The sequence below is a fragment of the Mesorhizobium sp. M1E.F.Ca.ET.041.01.1.1 genome, from assembly GCF_003997355.1.
Taxonomy (GTDB): domain Bacteria; phylum Pseudomonadota; class Alphaproteobacteria; order Rhizobiales; family Rhizobiaceae; genus Mesorhizobium.
Genome location: NZ_RZSL01000111.1, coordinates 1 through 14125, shown reverse-complemented (window position 1 = coordinate 14125; position 14125 = coordinate 1). Strand labels below are relative to the sequence as shown.

General features: G+C 60.2%; 19 protein-coding genes and 1 pseudogene. 10 read left to right on the top strand and 10 right to left on the bottom strand.

Annotated features, from left to right (window positions below; genetic code table 11):
- Positions 1–445: 445 nt before the first annotated feature.
- The 3 genes from EOA38_RS12160 (at position 446) to EOA38_RS12150 (ending at position 2697) form a co-directional block, all read left to right on the top strand.
- Positions 446–985 (top strand): J domain-containing protein, encoded by a 540-nt coding sequence (locus tag EOA38_RS12160; RefSeq protein ID WP_127299318.1) that lies wholly within the window; start codon positions 446–448, stop codon positions 983–985.
- 226 nt (positions 986–1211) lie between these two features.
- Entirely contained in the window at positions 1212–1349 is a 138-nt protein-coding gene (locus EOA38_RS12155; protein WP_189434624.1) for a hypothetical protein, read from the top strand.
- A gap of 292 nt (positions 1350–1641) precedes the next feature.
- On the top strand, positions 1642–2697 hold the full coding sequence (locus EOA38_RS12150) for a hypothetical protein (RefSeq protein ID WP_245480819.1): 1056 nt from the start codon (positions 1642–1644) through the stop codon (positions 2695–2697).
- Between the two features lie 7 nt (positions 2698–2704).
- Here EOA38_RS12150 and EOA38_RS12145 read toward each other — a convergent pair.
- Positions 2705–3298, bottom strand: a pseudogene (locus tag EOA38_RS12145) (DNA-processing protein DprA); the annotation flags it as partial.
- A gap of 703 nt (positions 3299–4001) precedes the next feature.
- Between EOA38_RS12145 and EOA38_RS39105 the strand changes: the two are divergent.
- The 3 genes from EOA38_RS39105 to EOA38_RS12135 are packed head-to-tail and all read left to right on the top strand — an operon-like array spanning position 4002 to position 4722.
- Entirely contained in the window at positions 4002–4178 is a 177-nt protein-coding gene (locus EOA38_RS39105; protein WP_189434622.1) for a hypothetical protein, read from the top strand.
- A gap of 14 nt (positions 4179–4192) precedes the next feature.
- Positions 4193–4486 (top strand): hypothetical protein, encoded by a 294-nt coding sequence (locus EOA38_RS12140; RefSeq protein WP_127299316.1) that lies wholly within the window; start codon positions 4193–4195, stop codon positions 4484–4486.
- Positions 4483–4722, top strand: coding sequence for a hypothetical protein (locus tag EOA38_RS12135; RefSeq protein WP_127299315.1), 240 nt, complete (start codon positions 4483–4485; stop codon positions 4720–4722). Before EOA38_RS12140 ends, EOA38_RS12135 begins: the two co-directional genes overlap by 4 nt.
- A gap of 20 nt (positions 4723–4742) precedes the next feature.
- Here the strand turns inward: EOA38_RS12135 and EOA38_RS12130 are convergent, their stop codons facing one another.
- Positions 4743–5168, bottom strand: a complete 426-nt coding sequence (locus EOA38_RS12130; protein ID WP_127299314.1) for a hypothetical protein — start codon at positions 5166–5168, stop codon at positions 4743–4745.
- A 238-nt stretch (positions 5169–5406) separates the two neighbouring features.
- Positions 5407–6285, bottom strand: a complete 879-nt coding sequence (locus tag EOA38_RS12125) for an RNA ligase family protein (protein ID WP_127299313.1) — start codon at positions 6283–6285, stop codon at positions 5407–5409.
- Positions 6286–6409: 124 nt separating this feature from the next.
- Here EOA38_RS12125 and EOA38_RS12120 point away from each other — a divergent pair, with 124 nt between their 5' ends.
- Complete coding sequence (locus EOA38_RS12120) at positions 6410–6595, top strand: DUF3606 domain-containing protein (protein ID WP_127299312.1); 186 nt, start codon at positions 6410–6412, stop codon at positions 6593–6595.
- A gap of 5 nt (positions 6596–6600) precedes the next feature.
- Here EOA38_RS12120 and EOA38_RS39100 read toward each other — a convergent pair whose 3' ends face one another.
- Positions 6601–6816 carry a hypothetical protein gene (locus tag EOA38_RS39100; protein WP_210212961.1) on the bottom strand — a complete coding sequence of 72 codons (216 nt, stop codon included), beginning with the start codon at positions 6814–6816 and terminating at the stop codon, positions 6601–6603.
- Positions 6817–6842: 26 nt separating this feature from the next.
- On the opposite strand from EOA38_RS39100, the gene EOA38_RS12110 reads away from it, so the two are divergent.
- Positions 6843–7088 (top strand): hypothetical protein, encoded by a 246-nt coding sequence (locus EOA38_RS12110; RefSeq protein WP_127299310.1) that lies wholly within the window; start codon positions 6843–6845, stop codon positions 7086–7088.
- A 66-nt stretch (positions 7089–7154) separates the two neighbouring features.
- On the opposite strand, the gene EOA38_RS12105 is transcribed toward EOA38_RS12110, so the two are convergent.
- From EOA38_RS12105 to EOA38_RS12080, 6 genes are all read right to left on the bottom strand, one after another.
- Entirely contained in the window at positions 7155–7577 is a 423-nt protein-coding gene (locus tag EOA38_RS12105) for a hypothetical protein (RefSeq protein WP_127299309.1), read from the bottom strand.
- A 32-nt stretch (positions 7578–7609) separates the two neighbouring features.
- Positions 7610–8044, bottom strand: coding sequence for an EF-hand domain-containing protein (locus EOA38_RS12100; RefSeq protein WP_127299308.1), 435 nt, complete (start codon positions 8042–8044; stop codon positions 7610–7612).
- 518 nt (positions 8045–8562) lie between these two features.
- Positions 8563–9003, bottom strand: coding sequence for a hypothetical protein (locus EOA38_RS12095; protein WP_127299307.1), 441 nt, complete (start codon positions 9001–9003; stop codon positions 8563–8565).
- Positions 9000–9215: a hypothetical protein gene (locus EOA38_RS12090; protein WP_127299306.1), complete on the bottom strand. Its 216-nt coding sequence runs from the start codon at positions 9213–9215 to the stop codon at positions 9000–9002. The genes EOA38_RS12095 and EOA38_RS12090 overlap by 4 nt, the downstream gene beginning before the upstream one ends.
- Positions 9216–9809: 594 nt before the next feature.
- Positions 9810–10403: a hypothetical protein gene (locus EOA38_RS12085; RefSeq protein ID WP_127299305.1), complete on the bottom strand. Its 594-nt coding sequence runs from the start codon at positions 10401–10403 to the stop codon at positions 9810–9812.
- Positions 10404–10893: 490 nt separating this feature from the next.
- The gene (locus tag EOA38_RS12080) at positions 10894–11589 is read right to left on the bottom strand and encodes a recombinase family protein (protein ID WP_127299304.1); all 696 of its coding nucleotides are present in this window, start codon (positions 11587–11589) and stop codon (positions 10894–10896) included.
- Positions 11590–11947: 358 nt separating this feature from the next.
- Here EOA38_RS12080 and EOA38_RS12075 point away from each other — a divergent pair, with 358 nt between their 5' ends.
- Together EOA38_RS12075 and EOA38_RS12070 are read left to right on the top strand one after the other, a co-directional pair.
- Positions 11948–13024: a DUF4062 domain-containing protein gene (locus EOA38_RS12075; protein ID WP_127299303.1), complete on the top strand. Its 1077-nt coding sequence runs from the start codon at positions 11948–11950 to the stop codon at positions 13022–13024.
- A 615-nt stretch (positions 13025–13639) separates the two neighbouring features.
- Positions 13640–13891 (top strand): hypothetical protein, encoded by a 252-nt coding sequence (locus tag EOA38_RS12070; RefSeq protein ID WP_127299302.1) that lies wholly within the window; start codon positions 13640–13642, stop codon positions 13889–13891.
- Positions 13892–14125: the final 234 nt, after the last annotated feature.

The following is a 14125-nucleotide window of genomic DNA, read 5'->3' as shown; positions in this document are numbered from 1 at the left end:
CTCAGCCGATTGTGGGCCTGCTGGCGATTCAGGCACTTTGCCGCCGCGCCGGCTGATAACCCCAAGCCCCCCGCCCATCAGTCGGCGTACAGCCCGGCTTGCGAACCTCAATACAACCCCAAAGCAAGCCGGGCTTTTGATCCAGCACTCATGCCGAACTGAGAAGCGCCGCATGATGACTTGCATCCTTATAGCCTGGCTCGCCCTCCAGCCCGCCAGCATCATCGTTGGCAAGTCTATCGCCTTCGGAAGTCAATGATGGCCGACTGACCGGCAAGCCGATCGGCGGAAGCCCCGCGTTCGGACCCGGCGCGGTGTTCCTGCTCGGCGAAATCGTCAAGCGCTCCCGTCGCGGGGAAGACGGCTTGCATGGACAGAAGGGTTGGGCGATGCTGTCTTTTTTGGGGAGTGGTGTTCGCAGTGCCGATTCCATGGAAGCACCGCTATGTTCATTGACTACTACGAACTACTTGAGATCAGCCCGAACGCGAATTCGGAAACGATTGAACGGATATTTCGTTATTTTGCCATGCGCTATCATCCCGACAATCGGGACACCGGCGATGAATCACGCTTCAGCGAAATCGTAGAGGCGCACAATACGCTCAAGGATCCGGTCAAGCGCGCCCAGTACGACGTCCAGTATAAGGACAATTTGAGCCTTCGCCGCGAACTGACCGAGGAAGCTGGCAACGCCAAAGGGCTCGAGCGGGATATCGTCATCCAGGCCAACCTGCTGTCGCTTCTTTATGTAAAACGCCGACAAGACGTCAACAATCCTGGCATCGGCGATGAAGAACTCGAACGCTTGTCAGGCTGCCCGCGAGAACATCTTGAGTTTCATCTCTGGTATTTGAAGGCAAAGGGCTGGATAGCGAGGATCGAAAACGGGATGTTCGCCATCACCGTGGACGGCATCGATCGCGCCAATTCCGAACATCGTCGTGAGACCGCCGCTACTAGGCTGCTGAATCATGCAAGTTGAAGGTCATTGCCCCGGTTTCTCGGTTGCCCGCCAGTCACCTTCGCTTTAGCGATCGCTTGTATTCAAATCTGACTGGACCCATGATCGCCTTCCCGGGGAGGTTTGATTGGCGTGGCCCGTGTCTCGGTTCCCATGTCTCGCTGTGGAGCGGCTTGAACGGGGCATCCAAGGGGAGGGGAAATTGCCCGAGAAAAAAGTAATCGCGGTCAAAGACTGGACCTGCGCCATGAGCGACGAGCTCGGTCGCGTAGCCCTGATGGTCAATCCGACCGATGGCGAGCCGATCATGGTTTTGATGACGATCTTTCAGGCCGCAAAGATGGGGCGCGAACTGCAGTCGCCGAAGCGCGTCCAGTCCATCTAAAGCATGTCTCCCGAAAGTGGGAACCGGTTTCGGGACAAAGACATGCGTAAAATCAAAAACCTAAAGCGCACGGAGCGAATCTGAAAGATCGCGACGCGCTTTAGCGGGGGATTGCGGGCGTCGGCCCAGGCTGGAGCCGCACCCCAACCTTGTCGCCAGGCGGGGTGGCGGTTAAGGTCGACCTCCCGAAGGAGGCTCGACCATGGCACTTGACCTTTCGGTAGATGCTTCAGCCGCCAAGGCGGCGACGCCGCCAGGCAAGTATCTCTTCGGCCCGGTCGCCGACTTCCTCATGCTCGGCGGCGGCGCATTTGTGATCCTGCCGGTTCTGTTGCTGGTCCCGCTGGAGTACGAAGGTCTCGTGGCCGCAACGATGGTCGTCGTGGCGTATTTGGTCAATTACCCCCACTTTGCCCACTCGTACCAGATTTTCTACCGCAATTTCGGGCGCAAGGTGAGCGGGAACGGATACGACAGGAGCTTGCAGCTCCGCTATATTTTCGCGGGCATCGTCGTTCCGGTTATCATGGGCGCCTTCTTCGCGTATGGCGCGGCGACGGCGAACACCCGCCTGCTCGGATATGCGGCCAACGCAATGTTCTTCTTCGTGGGCTGGCACTACGTCAAGCAGGGCTACGGCATGCTGATGGTGGACGCCGTCCTGAAGCGCAAGTTCTTCGACGGCCGGGACAAGAAGGTGCTGCTTGTCAACAGCTATGCGGTGTGGATCCTGGCATGGCTGCAGACGAACACGGCAGTCACCCAAGGGAAATATTACGGCTTGGAGTACTTCACATTCGCCGCCCCAGCGGGGATCACCAACATTGTCCTGCTGGTGGCCGTTGCATCGACGGCGGTGACAATTCTGATGCTGATCAATCGCTGGCGACGGAATGGCCGCGCCCTGCCATATAACGGCATCGTGGCCTATGTCGCGTCGCTCTATCTCTGGATCCTGATCGCGAGGATAAACCCGCTTTGGCTGCTTGTGGTGCCCGCGCTCCATTCGCTGCAATATCTGGCGGTGGTCTGGCGCTACCAGACCAATGTCGAGCGCGACGGCCCGGATGCCGTCGGATATCCGCAACTGAAGATCCTATCCGTTGTCGGGCCGCTCTACAGGCTGCGGGTCCTCGGATTCATCGTTGGAGGCGCTGCACTGGGATATCTCGGTTTCTGGCTGATCCCGATGGCGATGACGGCCTTGATCCCCTACGACAGGCAGGTCCTCGGATCCTCCCTGTTCTTCTTCATCGTGCTGATCTTCATCAACGTGCACCACTATTTCCTGGACAATGTGATGTGGCGCCGCGGCAACCCGGAAGTGTCGCGGTATCTGTTCCGGTAGGGCAAATTCAGGAACGCCCTAAGACCAGCGAAACATTGCCGCCGGCATGGCGCTCGAGCCGTCCGGCAAGGTCGAGCTCCAGGAGCACCATCGCGATCTGCGCGGCGCTCAGGCCGGTGTGCCGGATGATCTCGTCCACGCCGATGGGTGTCGGGCCGAGAGCCTCCAGCACGTCGGCGCGCTCGTTCTCGCCGGGCGGCGGCATTGCCGACAGGTCGGGTGCTTCGGCGAGCGGCGCGGTTCTTGGTGGGCGAGGGCCGGCCAGCGGCGCCAGCGCGCCAAGGATATCGGCCGCTTCGGTGACGAGTGTCGCGCCATCCTTCAGCAAGGCGTTGCTGCCGGCGGCGCGCGGGTCGAGCGGCGAGCCCGGCACGGCGAAGACCAGCCGGCCCATCTCGTTGGCAAGCCTGGCGCTGATCAGCGAGCCGGAGCGCTGCGCCGCTTCGACCACGACCAGCCCCATCGCCATGCCGGCGACAAGGCGGTTGCGGCGCGGAAAATCCTGTGCGCGCGGCTGCCAGCCGAACGGCATTTCCGAAACGATGGCGCCGCCGCGCTCGGCGATGTCGTCGCACAGGCCGGCATTTTCGGGCGGGTAGGGAACACCTTAGCGGTCAGTGTACATATTTTGTTGGCGGTAGGCTTAGAGGTCAATTCTTGTGGGGTGCAGAGCGGGGGCCGGCGTCGTGCCTCCGGTCTCATCCACCGGCGCTCTATGCCGGTTCGTCTCCACAGGTTTCCCTGACGTGCAGCACATGGTCGTCCCCCGCCACGCGGCCATGCAAGGGTTGCCATGTCGGGTTTCGCTGGAGGGCACCCGTAGGCCGACCACCGCAAGATACTCCGTGAACGCCGCTGAATGGGCCTCCCTCCTCCCAAGCGAGCCGCAGTAAGTGCCTTGGCAGTGGTCTACTCATCCCGCCAGATAACCCGCTTCTCCCACCGGATTTCCACGAGCCGTCTATATCGAATGGTGTGCGCCTGCTCTCCGGTCGGATGAAAGAGTTGGGCGCTCATCCACTCCCTGCTCTTGCATTCCTGGCAGCGCACCTTGTCTCGCACCTCGTCAATCGTGACGTTCCCGATCACCTCCCGAAGCTCTGCCGGCTTGTAGTAGCGCGTGACGCTACAGCGGGCGCAGCGGATGCCCGCCACCTGCCCCGCGTCATGGGCATGCGTCAGGGTCCATGCGGCACCCCTAGGCCACTTCTCGGGTTGCTCGGGCATGACCTGAAATGAGGAGCGGGCGGGCTCCGGTCAAGAGGCGCTTGACAGTTTTGTTCTCATTTCGTTCACTGTTGCTCATGAGCGACGAAATCCGACTGCCCAAAGCTGAATACAGCACCCCGCCCGGTATCCAGCATCACGTCTGCGAACACGACGGGTGCGCCAAAGACGCCGGCTGGGGCTTTGCCAAGCCGAAGCAGGCACCGCACTGGTTCTGCTTTGAGCATCGGGCCGAGGGCGAGCACTACCTATAGCTGGAGGGCCGACTATGAACCGTCACGACATCGCCGCCGATCTGGAAAGCGCAGCCAATCACATAGCCGACGTTTCTCGGGCGGACCTTCAGGTGATGCTCCGACGAGCAGCCTTGATGCTCCGAAACGTAACCGGGCTGGTGCTCGAACCGAGCGTGCAAGAGCCCTTGTCGAGCATAGCGGAAGAAATGGGGCTCACGACACCGGACCTGATACGAACCATCGTGAGCGATTGGCTCGTGGCGAATGCCTATCTACCCGTTCCGCATGCATTGGACGAGGACAGCACAGTGGAACGCAACGCATGATCAGCGCACCACGGCATGAGGGGGATTACCCCGACCGCGAGATTGACTGTCAGGAGGCAATGGAACCCGGCTTTCTGGCCATTGTGGATTGCATGCGAGGGGCCGGGTGGCAGCGAGGCGAGGTGATGCGGTCGCTTCGCCGCCTGATTGCGGCCGACAACATGGCCCAAAGGGAAAGTGCCAAGGTCGAGGCCGAGTTGGCGCTTGCGCGAGCAATGATCCGGGCCGGAAGATAAGCATGGTCCGGGTTCGGGGCTCATTCCAAACCCTTGGCGCGTGCGTAAGGCGAGGGGCCATGGGGCGTGTTGGCTAGATGGCACGTGAACTGGTGCTCTAGCTGGACCATGGCTAAATCCTTGTCATGCTCACGACCGCGCGGCCCTTCGTCATTGCGCCACCGACTGTCGTTGGTCGAAATCGACCAGAGCCAGGAGCCCTCCCTCAAACCCCTCAACTTAGCGCGCTGAATGCGGCCAACGCTATTGGAGCCTAGGAAGCTCGCGGAGAACACGCTTGTGGCAGGGTCTACCGTCCAGTCGAGCCAGAAGCGCGCCGCGAGACCGCGCACGTACTGGGCCGCGTGGACTATGGTGACACAAATGGCGATGGGGCGTCCGTCGTAATCGAGGACTTCGTAGCCCTCACCGCCGGCTTCGCGAACTCTCAATCGTTCGGCTGTCATGACCTTCTCCAAATTCCTTCTTGAGGCCGCAGGCCCGTTGAGCGGGCGGCGAGCCGGTGTGTTGAGTAGGGAGTTATGTCGGGCAGCCTTGCTGCTTCTTACTTCTCTTCGACGTAAGGGCTCACCCATCGTCGGTTATCAGGCGGCTTATCCAAAAGGTGCCTAGGGCCGCTTCTCTCAAGGCACAATGCAAAGGGTGACGTAACGTCTCCCCGCAGTCAAGACGCCTGTCGCGTTGTCAATCTTCCTCGCGGAAGTCCTTCAGCGACGCATGGCGAAGCTTCTCCTCGCCCTTGAGGAACCGGACCCGCCCCACCAGACCCGGCTTGAGCCACTCGGCCTTCTCTTTGGCGAGCCCTTTCGGCGGCGGTGCGCCGGCCTTGCCCTGAACGCGGTCCCATAGGGCCTGCCGCTTGTCGGCTTTGAAGGTCACGAAGGCACCGCCCATGTAGTGGCCCTTGTCCGACATAAGCACCATGGCGGGCTTCCCGGTCTCCCGCTTCACGCCGATGATGTTCATCTCCTTCTCGACGTAGCACTTGATCTTGCGCCAGCTCATGGTCGGGCCGCTGCGGTAGAGGCTGTCGAGGCGCTTCGACACGATGCCCTCAAGGCCAGCCTCACAGGCGAGATGGTAGACCGCCTCGCCTGTGCCAGGCAGAGCCTCGCTGAACTGGATACGACCTCCGGCTGGAACCAACGCTTGCAAGATTTCTCGCCTGTCCTTCAGCGGCATGTCGCGTAGATCGTGGCCGTTGAGATGTAGAAGGTCGAAGGCCACGAGGTAGAGGTCTTGGGGGCGTTTCGTGATGGCCGAGCGCAGCGCGTGGAAGTCCGAAAGTCCTGCCTCGTTGGTGACGATGGTCTCGCCCTCGATAATGAAGCTTTCTGCGTCTATGGCCTTCGCCTCATCGGCGAGTGGCCGGTACTTGGCAGTCCAGTCGAAGCCGTTCTTGGTGTAGAAGCGGATGCCCTCAGCGTCTTTGATGACTTGGGTCCGGTAACCGTCGAACTTGACCTCATGGCCCCATTCGCCGCCCTTGGGCGGCTGTTCGACCAGCTCGGGCTCCATAGGGCGGATGAACGACAGCCGAACTTGGCCGGCAGGCTTACGCATAGGCACTCCACGCGACACTCGAATTTTATTCAATATCGCACAGCCGTAAGCGTTCCGTTAGCTGGCGCTCATGGAACAATCGAGCGCGGGCGCTGTTCTACTTTGCCGGTGAGGAGGAACGAGCATGGCAGACGACAAGAGCAAGCGCGGTGGTCGCGACCGAGACCGAGTGTCGGCGGAAGAAGACTATGAAGTCCGGCACTTCGCCAACAAGGTGGGCCTGACGGTTCAACAGGTCCGCGATCTGATCAAGCAACACGGCAACGACCGCAAGACGCTGGAACGCGAAGCCGACAAGCTCCGTGGATGACCAAGCTATCGGATCTTGGGCCGCCCATCATAAGCAGGCGGCACGGTGGCGAGGCGTTCAAGGAAGATGACCACTTCTACGCCTGCCCCGCGTGCGGTCAGGTGGTCGACAAGCGCGACCTTCGACAAGTGATCTGGCATGAGCAGCCGGTACACGAGCGGCTCGAAATGGATGCATAAGCTCGCCGGCCACGTAAGGTTGCCCTCGGTTTCAACTTCCATCATTCTGTTCCAAACGGGAGGAATGAATGCGTTCCATTCTCATGGCCGCGCTCGGCTTGGCGCTAGTCGGGTGCAATAACACGACGTCGTCAGGGCAGTGGCGTGAGGTCCGGGCCACAACAAAAGACAGCCGTTTCGAGAGAGCCAAGGCAATATGCAACGGTCGCGCAAGCGAAACGCAGGTGATGGCGGGACGGCTCTGGATTGCCGGAGCCATAGCGTCGAGCAACACCTTTAAAGCCTGCATGGCGGAACAGGGCTTCGTGCAATAGCGCGGCGTCCCACACAGGTCCGCCCCCAACACACCTCTTGGGGCGATGCGTCGGGGGCGGGAAGGTTCATTCGTCTACTTGGTTGAGCGCGGTCCTAATCCGTTGGGCATGCTCCGCGATGGTCTTCCAATCGCCCTTCACGACAAGCGAGCGGATCGCCGGAAGGTCCGCCTCGTCGCAGCAGTCTAGGTAGTCGCTGAGGGTGAGCCCTACGGGTGCCAGACACTCACTCGTCATGCGGTTCTCAAATGCCTTCACGGTTGCGTCGAGGGTCTGCTGATCGACCCCGATAACGTTGGCGTCGAGCGTCCCGTCAAGGGTGAACTTGGCCACGATCACTTCAGCCGTGTCGCGGTCGACGGTTTCGTTGAACGCGGTGATCGCCTTATCCGCAATCGCCTCGATCTCGGATGGGTCCAAGGCGTCGAGGTCTGGCGTGTCGGCCTCCTCGTCAGTTTCATCCCCGGTCTGGACCTCAGACCCCTCCACGGGGGCCAGAGGCTTCTCAGAGCCAGCCGGGTCTACCTGAAAGACGGCGGTGCCGCGAACCCGCGCTTTGCCAGCCCGTCGGCGACGGCAGCCTTGAACTCGGCCCGCGAGATTTGACCCAATTCCGCCATGTCAGCGGCCTGGGCGTGGCTAACCTCGTAATTGCCAAGGGAGGGGATGCGGACGTTCGTGCTTTCAACAATATCCTTCGGGGCGATGACGCCAACATCCTGCGAGCGTATCGCGCCTGGATGGCTATTTGGGAAAGCCTGTCGCTGCCTCTCGTAGTTGCGCATGGCGATCTCGACCGCAGCGTCAATCTCAGCCTGCTGGGCCTGCCGCTTTGCCTCGACCGCAAGTGCCTCCTGTTTGGCACGGTTGGCCACGTCCTGTGCTTCCTGAGCCCGCATCATGGCCTGAGCGACGGCGGTCTGGTCTTCTTGGTAATGGTAGGTCTGGTCGTTCATATTGTCTGTGTTCCTTATGGGTTGCGCATGTGCGCGGTTGATCGCCCCGGTGTGTCATTGCTCCGGGTGCGGCTTGGTTTGGTGGGTGGTGGCCGTGACGGCTAAGGAAAGTGGCTTGACCACTTCTCTTCCGCTGGGGTCAGCGCCGTGGCGAGAACCCGTAGGTCATCGCCTCAGGGCACTCAGGAAGCTCGCGAGATGCGGCTGGGGTGACTGGACGGGAAAGGCCGGCGCTGCCTCCGGCGGCCCCTTCCTGTGGCGCTGAGCGGGCTGGACGCATCCACACGTCCGCAACCCTTCGGGCAACCACGACTGCCTCTAGCTCGGGATAGCCGTAGACCTCAAAGCACCGCTCGGCCGCGCTGGAGAAGCTACTTGTCCAGCCGATGCCAATGCTAGGCAACCTCCGATCAAGCTCCGATGAGATGTCCCAGTCGTCAGCCCTCAGCCACTCGATCAGGGCAAGAGCCGCCTCCCGCGTGGGGTAGGTTGCGACCCAATCCCGCCGTCTGATCCGGTCAGGGGTCAAAGCGGGCGTTCCGGTCGTTGCGGTATTTCAGCGGGCCATGTTTCACGATCAGCGGCAGATGGTCATGGAAGGTCTCTCCATGCTCGCTGCCTGATATGGCCTCCAGCATGTCTATGACACTGGGCTGCCGATCTCGTGAGGGATGCCGCACAGGGAGACCATTCAGCCAATCCAGCACGGGTTGCTCGACATGCCCCAGGAGCCTCGCCTTCGCGCCAACCAGTCGCTTCAGTTCCATGTTCAGCATCGACCGGCTAGTGAGGTAAGCGCGGTCCACCCAATTGCCTGTCGGCTCAGCGCCACGCCTTCGGGTCCGTTTCGTTTCGACCGCCTGGACGACCCATTCACGGTCGGTCTCGACAACTCGAATTGCCGGGGTGATCTCCACAGGACGGAAGCCCGACGACATTCCTCGGTGGGTGCCGCTCATTGGGCCAATCCGGTGGCGCTCGGGGCCTCTGCCGTCTTCAACGTCTGCCGCCATTCAGCGAACAGGACCCGGAGTTCCTTCCGCTTGGCGTTGATGCTCTCACGGTTCCGGTAATAGGTCTCGCGGTCAATCTCGCGGTTGCGCTCTCGGTTAGCAGCGCGCCACTTGCGCTTGTGTTCACGCCATTGCCGGCGCGTAGCTTCGTCGTTCATGTAGATGTCCTCTTCTTGATGTGTGAGCCCTAGGGAGTGACCTGAGGGCGATCGAATGGCTTCCCTGGTGATCACCCCTTAAGGTGCCCGTGCTGGGCCTCTGACAAGGGAAGACCACAGGGATTTGAGACCACTGGAGGAAGTCCCTCGGGTGGCTCTGACTTCAGGTTGAGTTCGGGAATAGCTCTAGGATCACCTTCGTGACGAAGGTTCGGCTAGAGACCAATCCGAAGATGGGAGTGAAGATGTGCTGAGGCGGATCGGGTGCTAAGGAGACACCTCCCATGGTCTTCGGAGCGAAGCGACCATGGAACATCAATATAAGGGGGAGCCTCAGGCAATCTCTTCTAAAGAGGGGATTTCTGAGGGGTGTCTTATGTCCCTGTCCAGCCCAAGAACACTTCAACACAGGATTGGGCCTTCTTTCGGTCAGCCTATCGAAGATAGCGAACCCGAAGGGCTAGCCAATGGTATCACCTGAAAGGGAGAAGCCCTTGAAGGCTCTTCTCTAAACAGGAAAGTTGCCTCCCTTCATGCAAGCTAACCATTTGATAAATAAACAGAAATCAATTTGACGCGGGTTGCCGATGCCCCCTAATTGCACTGTTGGTTCAATGATTGAACTATCTTGCCGACAGCCTGTCTCGTGATCCCCAGCAGCTTTGCGATGCGCTTCTGGGACAGGATGCCGTCTACCCTGTATCGGCGCACCTTCTCCCGCGTCGGCAAGCTCCCGAATGGCTCATCTCCCAGCCACGATGCCTCAGCCTCGGAGACCAGTTCATTGGCGATCAGATAGGCTTCGACATCGAACGGAGCGTTGCCTCGCTTGGTCATGTTGTGGGCCTCGATTGCCTGCCGCTTGGCGATCTCCCGGCGCTCAGCCAAGAGGGATGCTGATGGGGCGCTGAGGTGCGACCTGACAGAGCGCAGGGAGGTGCCCAGGACACGCCCAATAGCCGGCCCAGCGAACCCACGTTCGGACAGGATGCGGGTGGCCTGATGATGGAAATCGGTGTCCCGCTCGGTGTCGCTGGCGATGACCTTTGCGTAGAACGGGGAGGACCAACGAGGGCCTTTCTTCCGGTATTCCTCCTGCTCCTTCATCCAGTGTTGGGAGACCTGAGCGGGAGGCAGAAGCTCGAAGGGCTGGAATGGCGCACCATCTTGGCTGTGCAATGTGATCAATGCTGGTTCCTTCTGTGCAGGGGGTTGATGGCTGAGTGAGCCGTCCAGTCCAAAAGGGGAGGACAGATAAGACGACACGCGCGCCTCACCAAAGCTGCCCCGCCAAGCGCCACGTCCCGTCGCCCACGAAGGAGCGAAACAGGGCAACAGGCGGTCGCAACAGGGGAGAACTGCACGGGGCAGCTTGGGTGAAGAGCGTTGGGCAGTGCTAGTGGTGCGGTTATTTACCCTCGCAGTGCTAGTGGGCTGACTATCTAGGGATGAGGACCCTCGTAGTGCTAGTGGGTGGGTTAATGGCCCTTCGTAGTCCTAGTGGGCCACCTATTTGGCGAGCCAGAGCCTAGTAGTGCTAGTGGAAGGGTTATTCGCCCTCCGCAATGCTAGTGGTCACCTCGAGGGCCTTCGTAGTCCTAGTGGGATGGTTATTCGGTATGAGCCCTGACCCGTGCTAGTGGGGGCCTTATGGCGCTCCGTAGTGCTAGTGGAGGCCTTAACCCGCCTTCGTAGTGCTAGTGGTGTCCCTAACACCAATCAGCCGCTGCACCTGAGATGCCGAGAACGGCTGCCCGTTGGCGGTCGTATGGCCCATCTGCGCAAGCTCCGCTGCGACCTCCCGCAGGCTTCTTGCCTTGCCCGTCTTGGGGCTCTTGCGGGCCAGCCGCTTGGCTTCACGGATCAGCTCGGGGCTGGACACCCGGTAGCCGTGGTTTCCCTCGACCCGCCTCCCAACGGCCTTAGAAGCCCTGTCGCGGGCACCCTTGAGCTTCGCAACAAGCTGCGCCTTTTCAAACTCGGCCACGGCCCCGAGTATCTGCCGCACCATAGCTGCTGTCGGGGTGTCATCCGTGAAGCTGTCGGGCGCGTCGACCGGGATCAGCTCATAGCCAAGACCCTGCAAGAGCTTGTGACCCGCGATCTGCACCGCTAGGTCACGCGCGAACCGGCTGGCGTTCTCGATCAGGATCACCCGAGCGCCGTTGCCGGCCATGTACTCAAGGAGTTCTTGGAAGCCGGGGCGGGTGTCGATGGGGTCAGCCCCGCTCACTGCCGCGTCATGGAACTCGCGAACCAATGTGATGTCGTTCCGCTTGGCGTACTCCTCGATAGCCTGTCGTTGCCTTGGCGCGCTGTCTCCATCGACATTGGTCCGGCTGGAGGTCCGAAGGTAGGCAACTGCCGTGGTCATTCTCTGCGATCCTATCCCTTGCACTGCAACCCATCGGGCTCGATATGTGTACCTTGTACTTGAGAATTAGGTACAACGTCAACGGTTGTCCTGTGCTAGTGGTGTCCCTATTGGGCTCGCGGTACCCATTGCCGGCGCAACCGCCTCCAAGGCCCTTCAAGCGGCCAACTGCGGGGCAGCCGGTCAGGGTTCTTGTGGGGAACCTGAGGGGGGTACGGGGGGACTTTCGCGCGTGCTTGTTAATCGATCACCCTCGGACATTTTTCCTCGGTTATTTCCCCGCCTCGCTTCGAACCGCTTGACACATGCCGCGTGTTCCGTTCGACCCTTCGTCGACCGACTGGGGAAAGGGGGAGATATGCCATTCAATTCGACTACCTACAGGGTCTTGATCGCGTCTCCATCCGATCTTGCCGAAGAGCGAGAAGCGGCTACTGCAGCAATCTATGACTGGAACGCACAACACGCGGACGACCGGGGCGTAGTTCTCCTCCCCGTCAAATGGGAGACCCATGCGCTTCCCGCGACTGGGGTACGTCCGCAAGAGGCAATCAACAGGAGCGTGGTCGACGCCTCAGACATCCTGATCGGGCTCTTTTGGACGAAGCTGGGAACAAGCACGGGAGTGGCGACCTCAGGCACGGTGGAGGAGATCGACCGCTTCGTGGCAGCAAACAAGCCGGCGATGCTCTATTTCTCCAGCAGACCGATTGATCCTAACAAGCTAGACCTGAAACAACAGCGGCTGCTACGGGCCTTCAAGACTGAAACCTACCAGAATGCATTGGTTGGGAGTTTCCAGTCGGTCCCTGAGCTGCGGGCGGTGCTTCTCCGCGACCTTAGTGCCCAAGTCCGATCCATCGCCGGTCGAAGGCGCACCGCCCGGGTCAACAAAATAGACCAAGCGACCCAGTTGACGGACTTGATTTTGAAGTTCCGGCAAAACGACATAACGCCGGAGCAGTTGCAGGAGTTCGGGCAGAAGCTGTTGCGGCCCGCAAATCGCAGTCGAGCGCAGACAACCGATCCGGTTCACCCAGGCGAAGTGGGACCTAACGGACACCGGATCGGGTACTCAGCCGATGGTGACAAGGTGGAATGGATCCCCGATGACGACGCCCCGGGAGGTGAGTGGCCGATGATACTTCGACGGGGCGATGAGGCAATCGTCGCCGCATACAAGGAGTTCTGGGACAAGGTCTGGTGGAACCGTCACATGAATTGGGTCCATCGGCTGAAGAGCGGGGCTGAGCAGCTAAGCCCGGGACAAGAGACAACCTTAGAGAACGCGAAGAAGGCCGCCAGACGTATCGAGCGGAAGTACGGGCGAAAGAACCTTGGCTGGGACGACTTCGAGTGGGGGCTGGTGAGCGGGAAGCTGTCGGCTCTGTCGTGGGTCCTTGGCTCCGAATGGGAGGAAAGTCTCGACACGTGACCTCGCTCAGCGGCCGTCAGCACACTATAAAGGCTAATTCACAATGCTTTCGCACGGGGCGTTGCCGGGACCATACGGGCATGATATCAGCGAAACGGGCAATTCTTCTCAGGGGCAAATGCATGAAAATTCTGTTGGCAATCGCTCTTACTTTCGGCTGTTCATCTGCGATGGCAGATCAGTTTGTTAACGGCTACTACAAGAACAATGGGACATACGTTCAGCCGTACTACCGGTCCAGCCCTAATGGATATTCGGGTGACAATTGGTCAGTAAAGCCGAATGTGAACCCCTACACTGGGCAGATGGGGACACATTCTCCAACCTATGGCGGTTACTCTTCTCGGTCTTACGGTGGAACCTCCAACAGCTATGGCGGTGGAGTGAACTTGAGCCCGTACCAGACGGACAGCGGGTGCACCGGCCTCTACTGCTGACCGCTGCAGGTTCCTACGAGGCTCTGCCCAAGATTTCCCCTTATGCCAGAGCTGCGGTACCTCAGGAAGCGTCCTGAACGGGGCCCTGACGGTATTTCTAGGTGTCTACCGGGCTGCGCGTTGTGAAGGTTGCAGCACGTGGCATAAGTGCTTGCCATCAAACAAGGAGCGGGTGGGCATGAGGTTCGCAAGTATGATTGTTGCTGTCTTCATAGTGCAGGGCGATAAGCAACCCGTGGTCGACCATGTGACCGAGGTGGAAATCGTCCACGCAACCGACTGTGCGGACGTGATCGCGAACAAGTACGGCCCGGCCTATCCTCACGCTGAAGAGATAAATGGTCGGAAGGTTCTTTCACTAAGTTTCCATTGCGTCCCGCTGCCTGAGGTGCAGGCCCGCAAGGCCTTGGAAACAATGGGTGCTGAATAGAACGCAGCAGTTCGTCACTCAGGGATGTCGAGCGGTTCATGCCGTGCAACGATGCAAGCGCCCGGAGTTCGACGTGGAGATTTTGCTGTGCCCAGCGCCGCGATATCCGCGTAAGGGGGCTTGTCGGGGTCCGCATGATCTGCCGCGTGATCTGGCGGGATGACTGTTGATGCCTAGGCCGTTGCAGTCGCGGCCCGGAGCGATATGGTGAGCCTATTCGGGAGGGTTTTGGGA

Excerpts from the sequence above, each read along its gene's own strand:
- EOA38_RS12160 (WP_127299318.1), top strand. The coding sequence starts at position 446 with ATGTTCATTGACTACTACGAACTACTTGAGATCAGCCCGAACGCGAAT.
- EOA38_RS12155 (WP_189434624.1), top strand. The coding sequence starts at position 1,212 with ATGAGCGACGAGCTCGGTCGCGTAGCCCTGATGGTCAATCCGACCGAT.
- EOA38_RS12150 (WP_245480819.1), top strand. The coding sequence starts at position 1,642 with ATGCTCGGCGGCGGCGCATTTGTGATCCTGCCGGTTCTGTTGCTGGTC.
- EOA38_RS39105 (WP_189434622.1), top strand. The coding sequence starts at position 4,002 with ATGAGCGACGAAATCCGACTGCCCAAAGCTGAATACAGCACCCCGCCC.
- EOA38_RS12140 (WP_127299316.1), top strand. The coding sequence starts at position 4,193 with ATGAACCGTCACGACATCGCCGCCGATCTGGAAAGCGCAGCCAATCAC.
- EOA38_RS12135 (WP_127299315.1), top strand. The coding sequence starts at position 4,483 with ATGATCAGCGCACCACGGCATGAGGGGGATTACCCCGACCGCGAGATT.
- EOA38_RS12130 (WP_127299314.1), bottom strand. The coding sequence starts at position 5,168 with ATGACAGCCGAACGATTGAGAGTTCGCGAAGCCGGCGGTGAGGGCTAC.
- EOA38_RS12125 (WP_127299313.1), bottom strand. The coding sequence starts at position 6,285 with ATGCGTAAGCCTGCCGGCCAAGTTCGGCTGTCGTTCATCCGCCCTATG.
- EOA38_RS12120 (WP_127299312.1), top strand. The coding sequence starts at position 6,410 with ATGGCAGACGACAAGAGCAAGCGCGGTGGTCGCGACCGAGACCGAGTG.
- EOA38_RS39100 (WP_210212961.1), bottom strand. The coding sequence starts at position 6,816 with ATGGAAGTTGAAACCGAGGGCAACCTTACGTGGCCGGCGAGCTTATGC.
- EOA38_RS12110 (WP_127299310.1), top strand. The coding sequence starts at position 6,843 with ATGCGTTCCATTCTCATGGCCGCGCTCGGCTTGGCGCTAGTCGGGTGC.
- EOA38_RS12100 (WP_127299308.1), bottom strand. The coding sequence starts at position 8,044 with ATGAACGACCAGACCTACCATTACCAAGAAGACCAGACCGCCGTCGCT.
- EOA38_RS12095 (WP_127299307.1), bottom strand. The coding sequence starts at position 9,003 with ATGAGCGGCACCCACCGAGGAATGTCGTCGGGCTTCCGTCCTGTGGAG.
- EOA38_RS12090 (WP_127299306.1), bottom strand. The coding sequence starts at position 9,215 with ATGAACGACGAAGCTACGCGCCGGCAATGGCGTGAACACAAGCGCAAG.
- EOA38_RS12080 (WP_127299304.1), bottom strand. The coding sequence starts at position 11,589 with ATGACCACGGCAGTTGCCTACCTTCGGACCTCCAGCCGGACCAATGTC.
- EOA38_RS12075 (WP_127299303.1), top strand. The coding sequence starts at position 11,948 with ATGCCATTCAATTCGACTACCTACAGGGTCTTGATCGCGTCTCCATCC.
- EOA38_RS12070 (WP_127299302.1), top strand. The coding sequence starts at position 13,640 with ATGAGGTTCGCAAGTATGATTGTTGCTGTCTTCATAGTGCAGGGCGAT.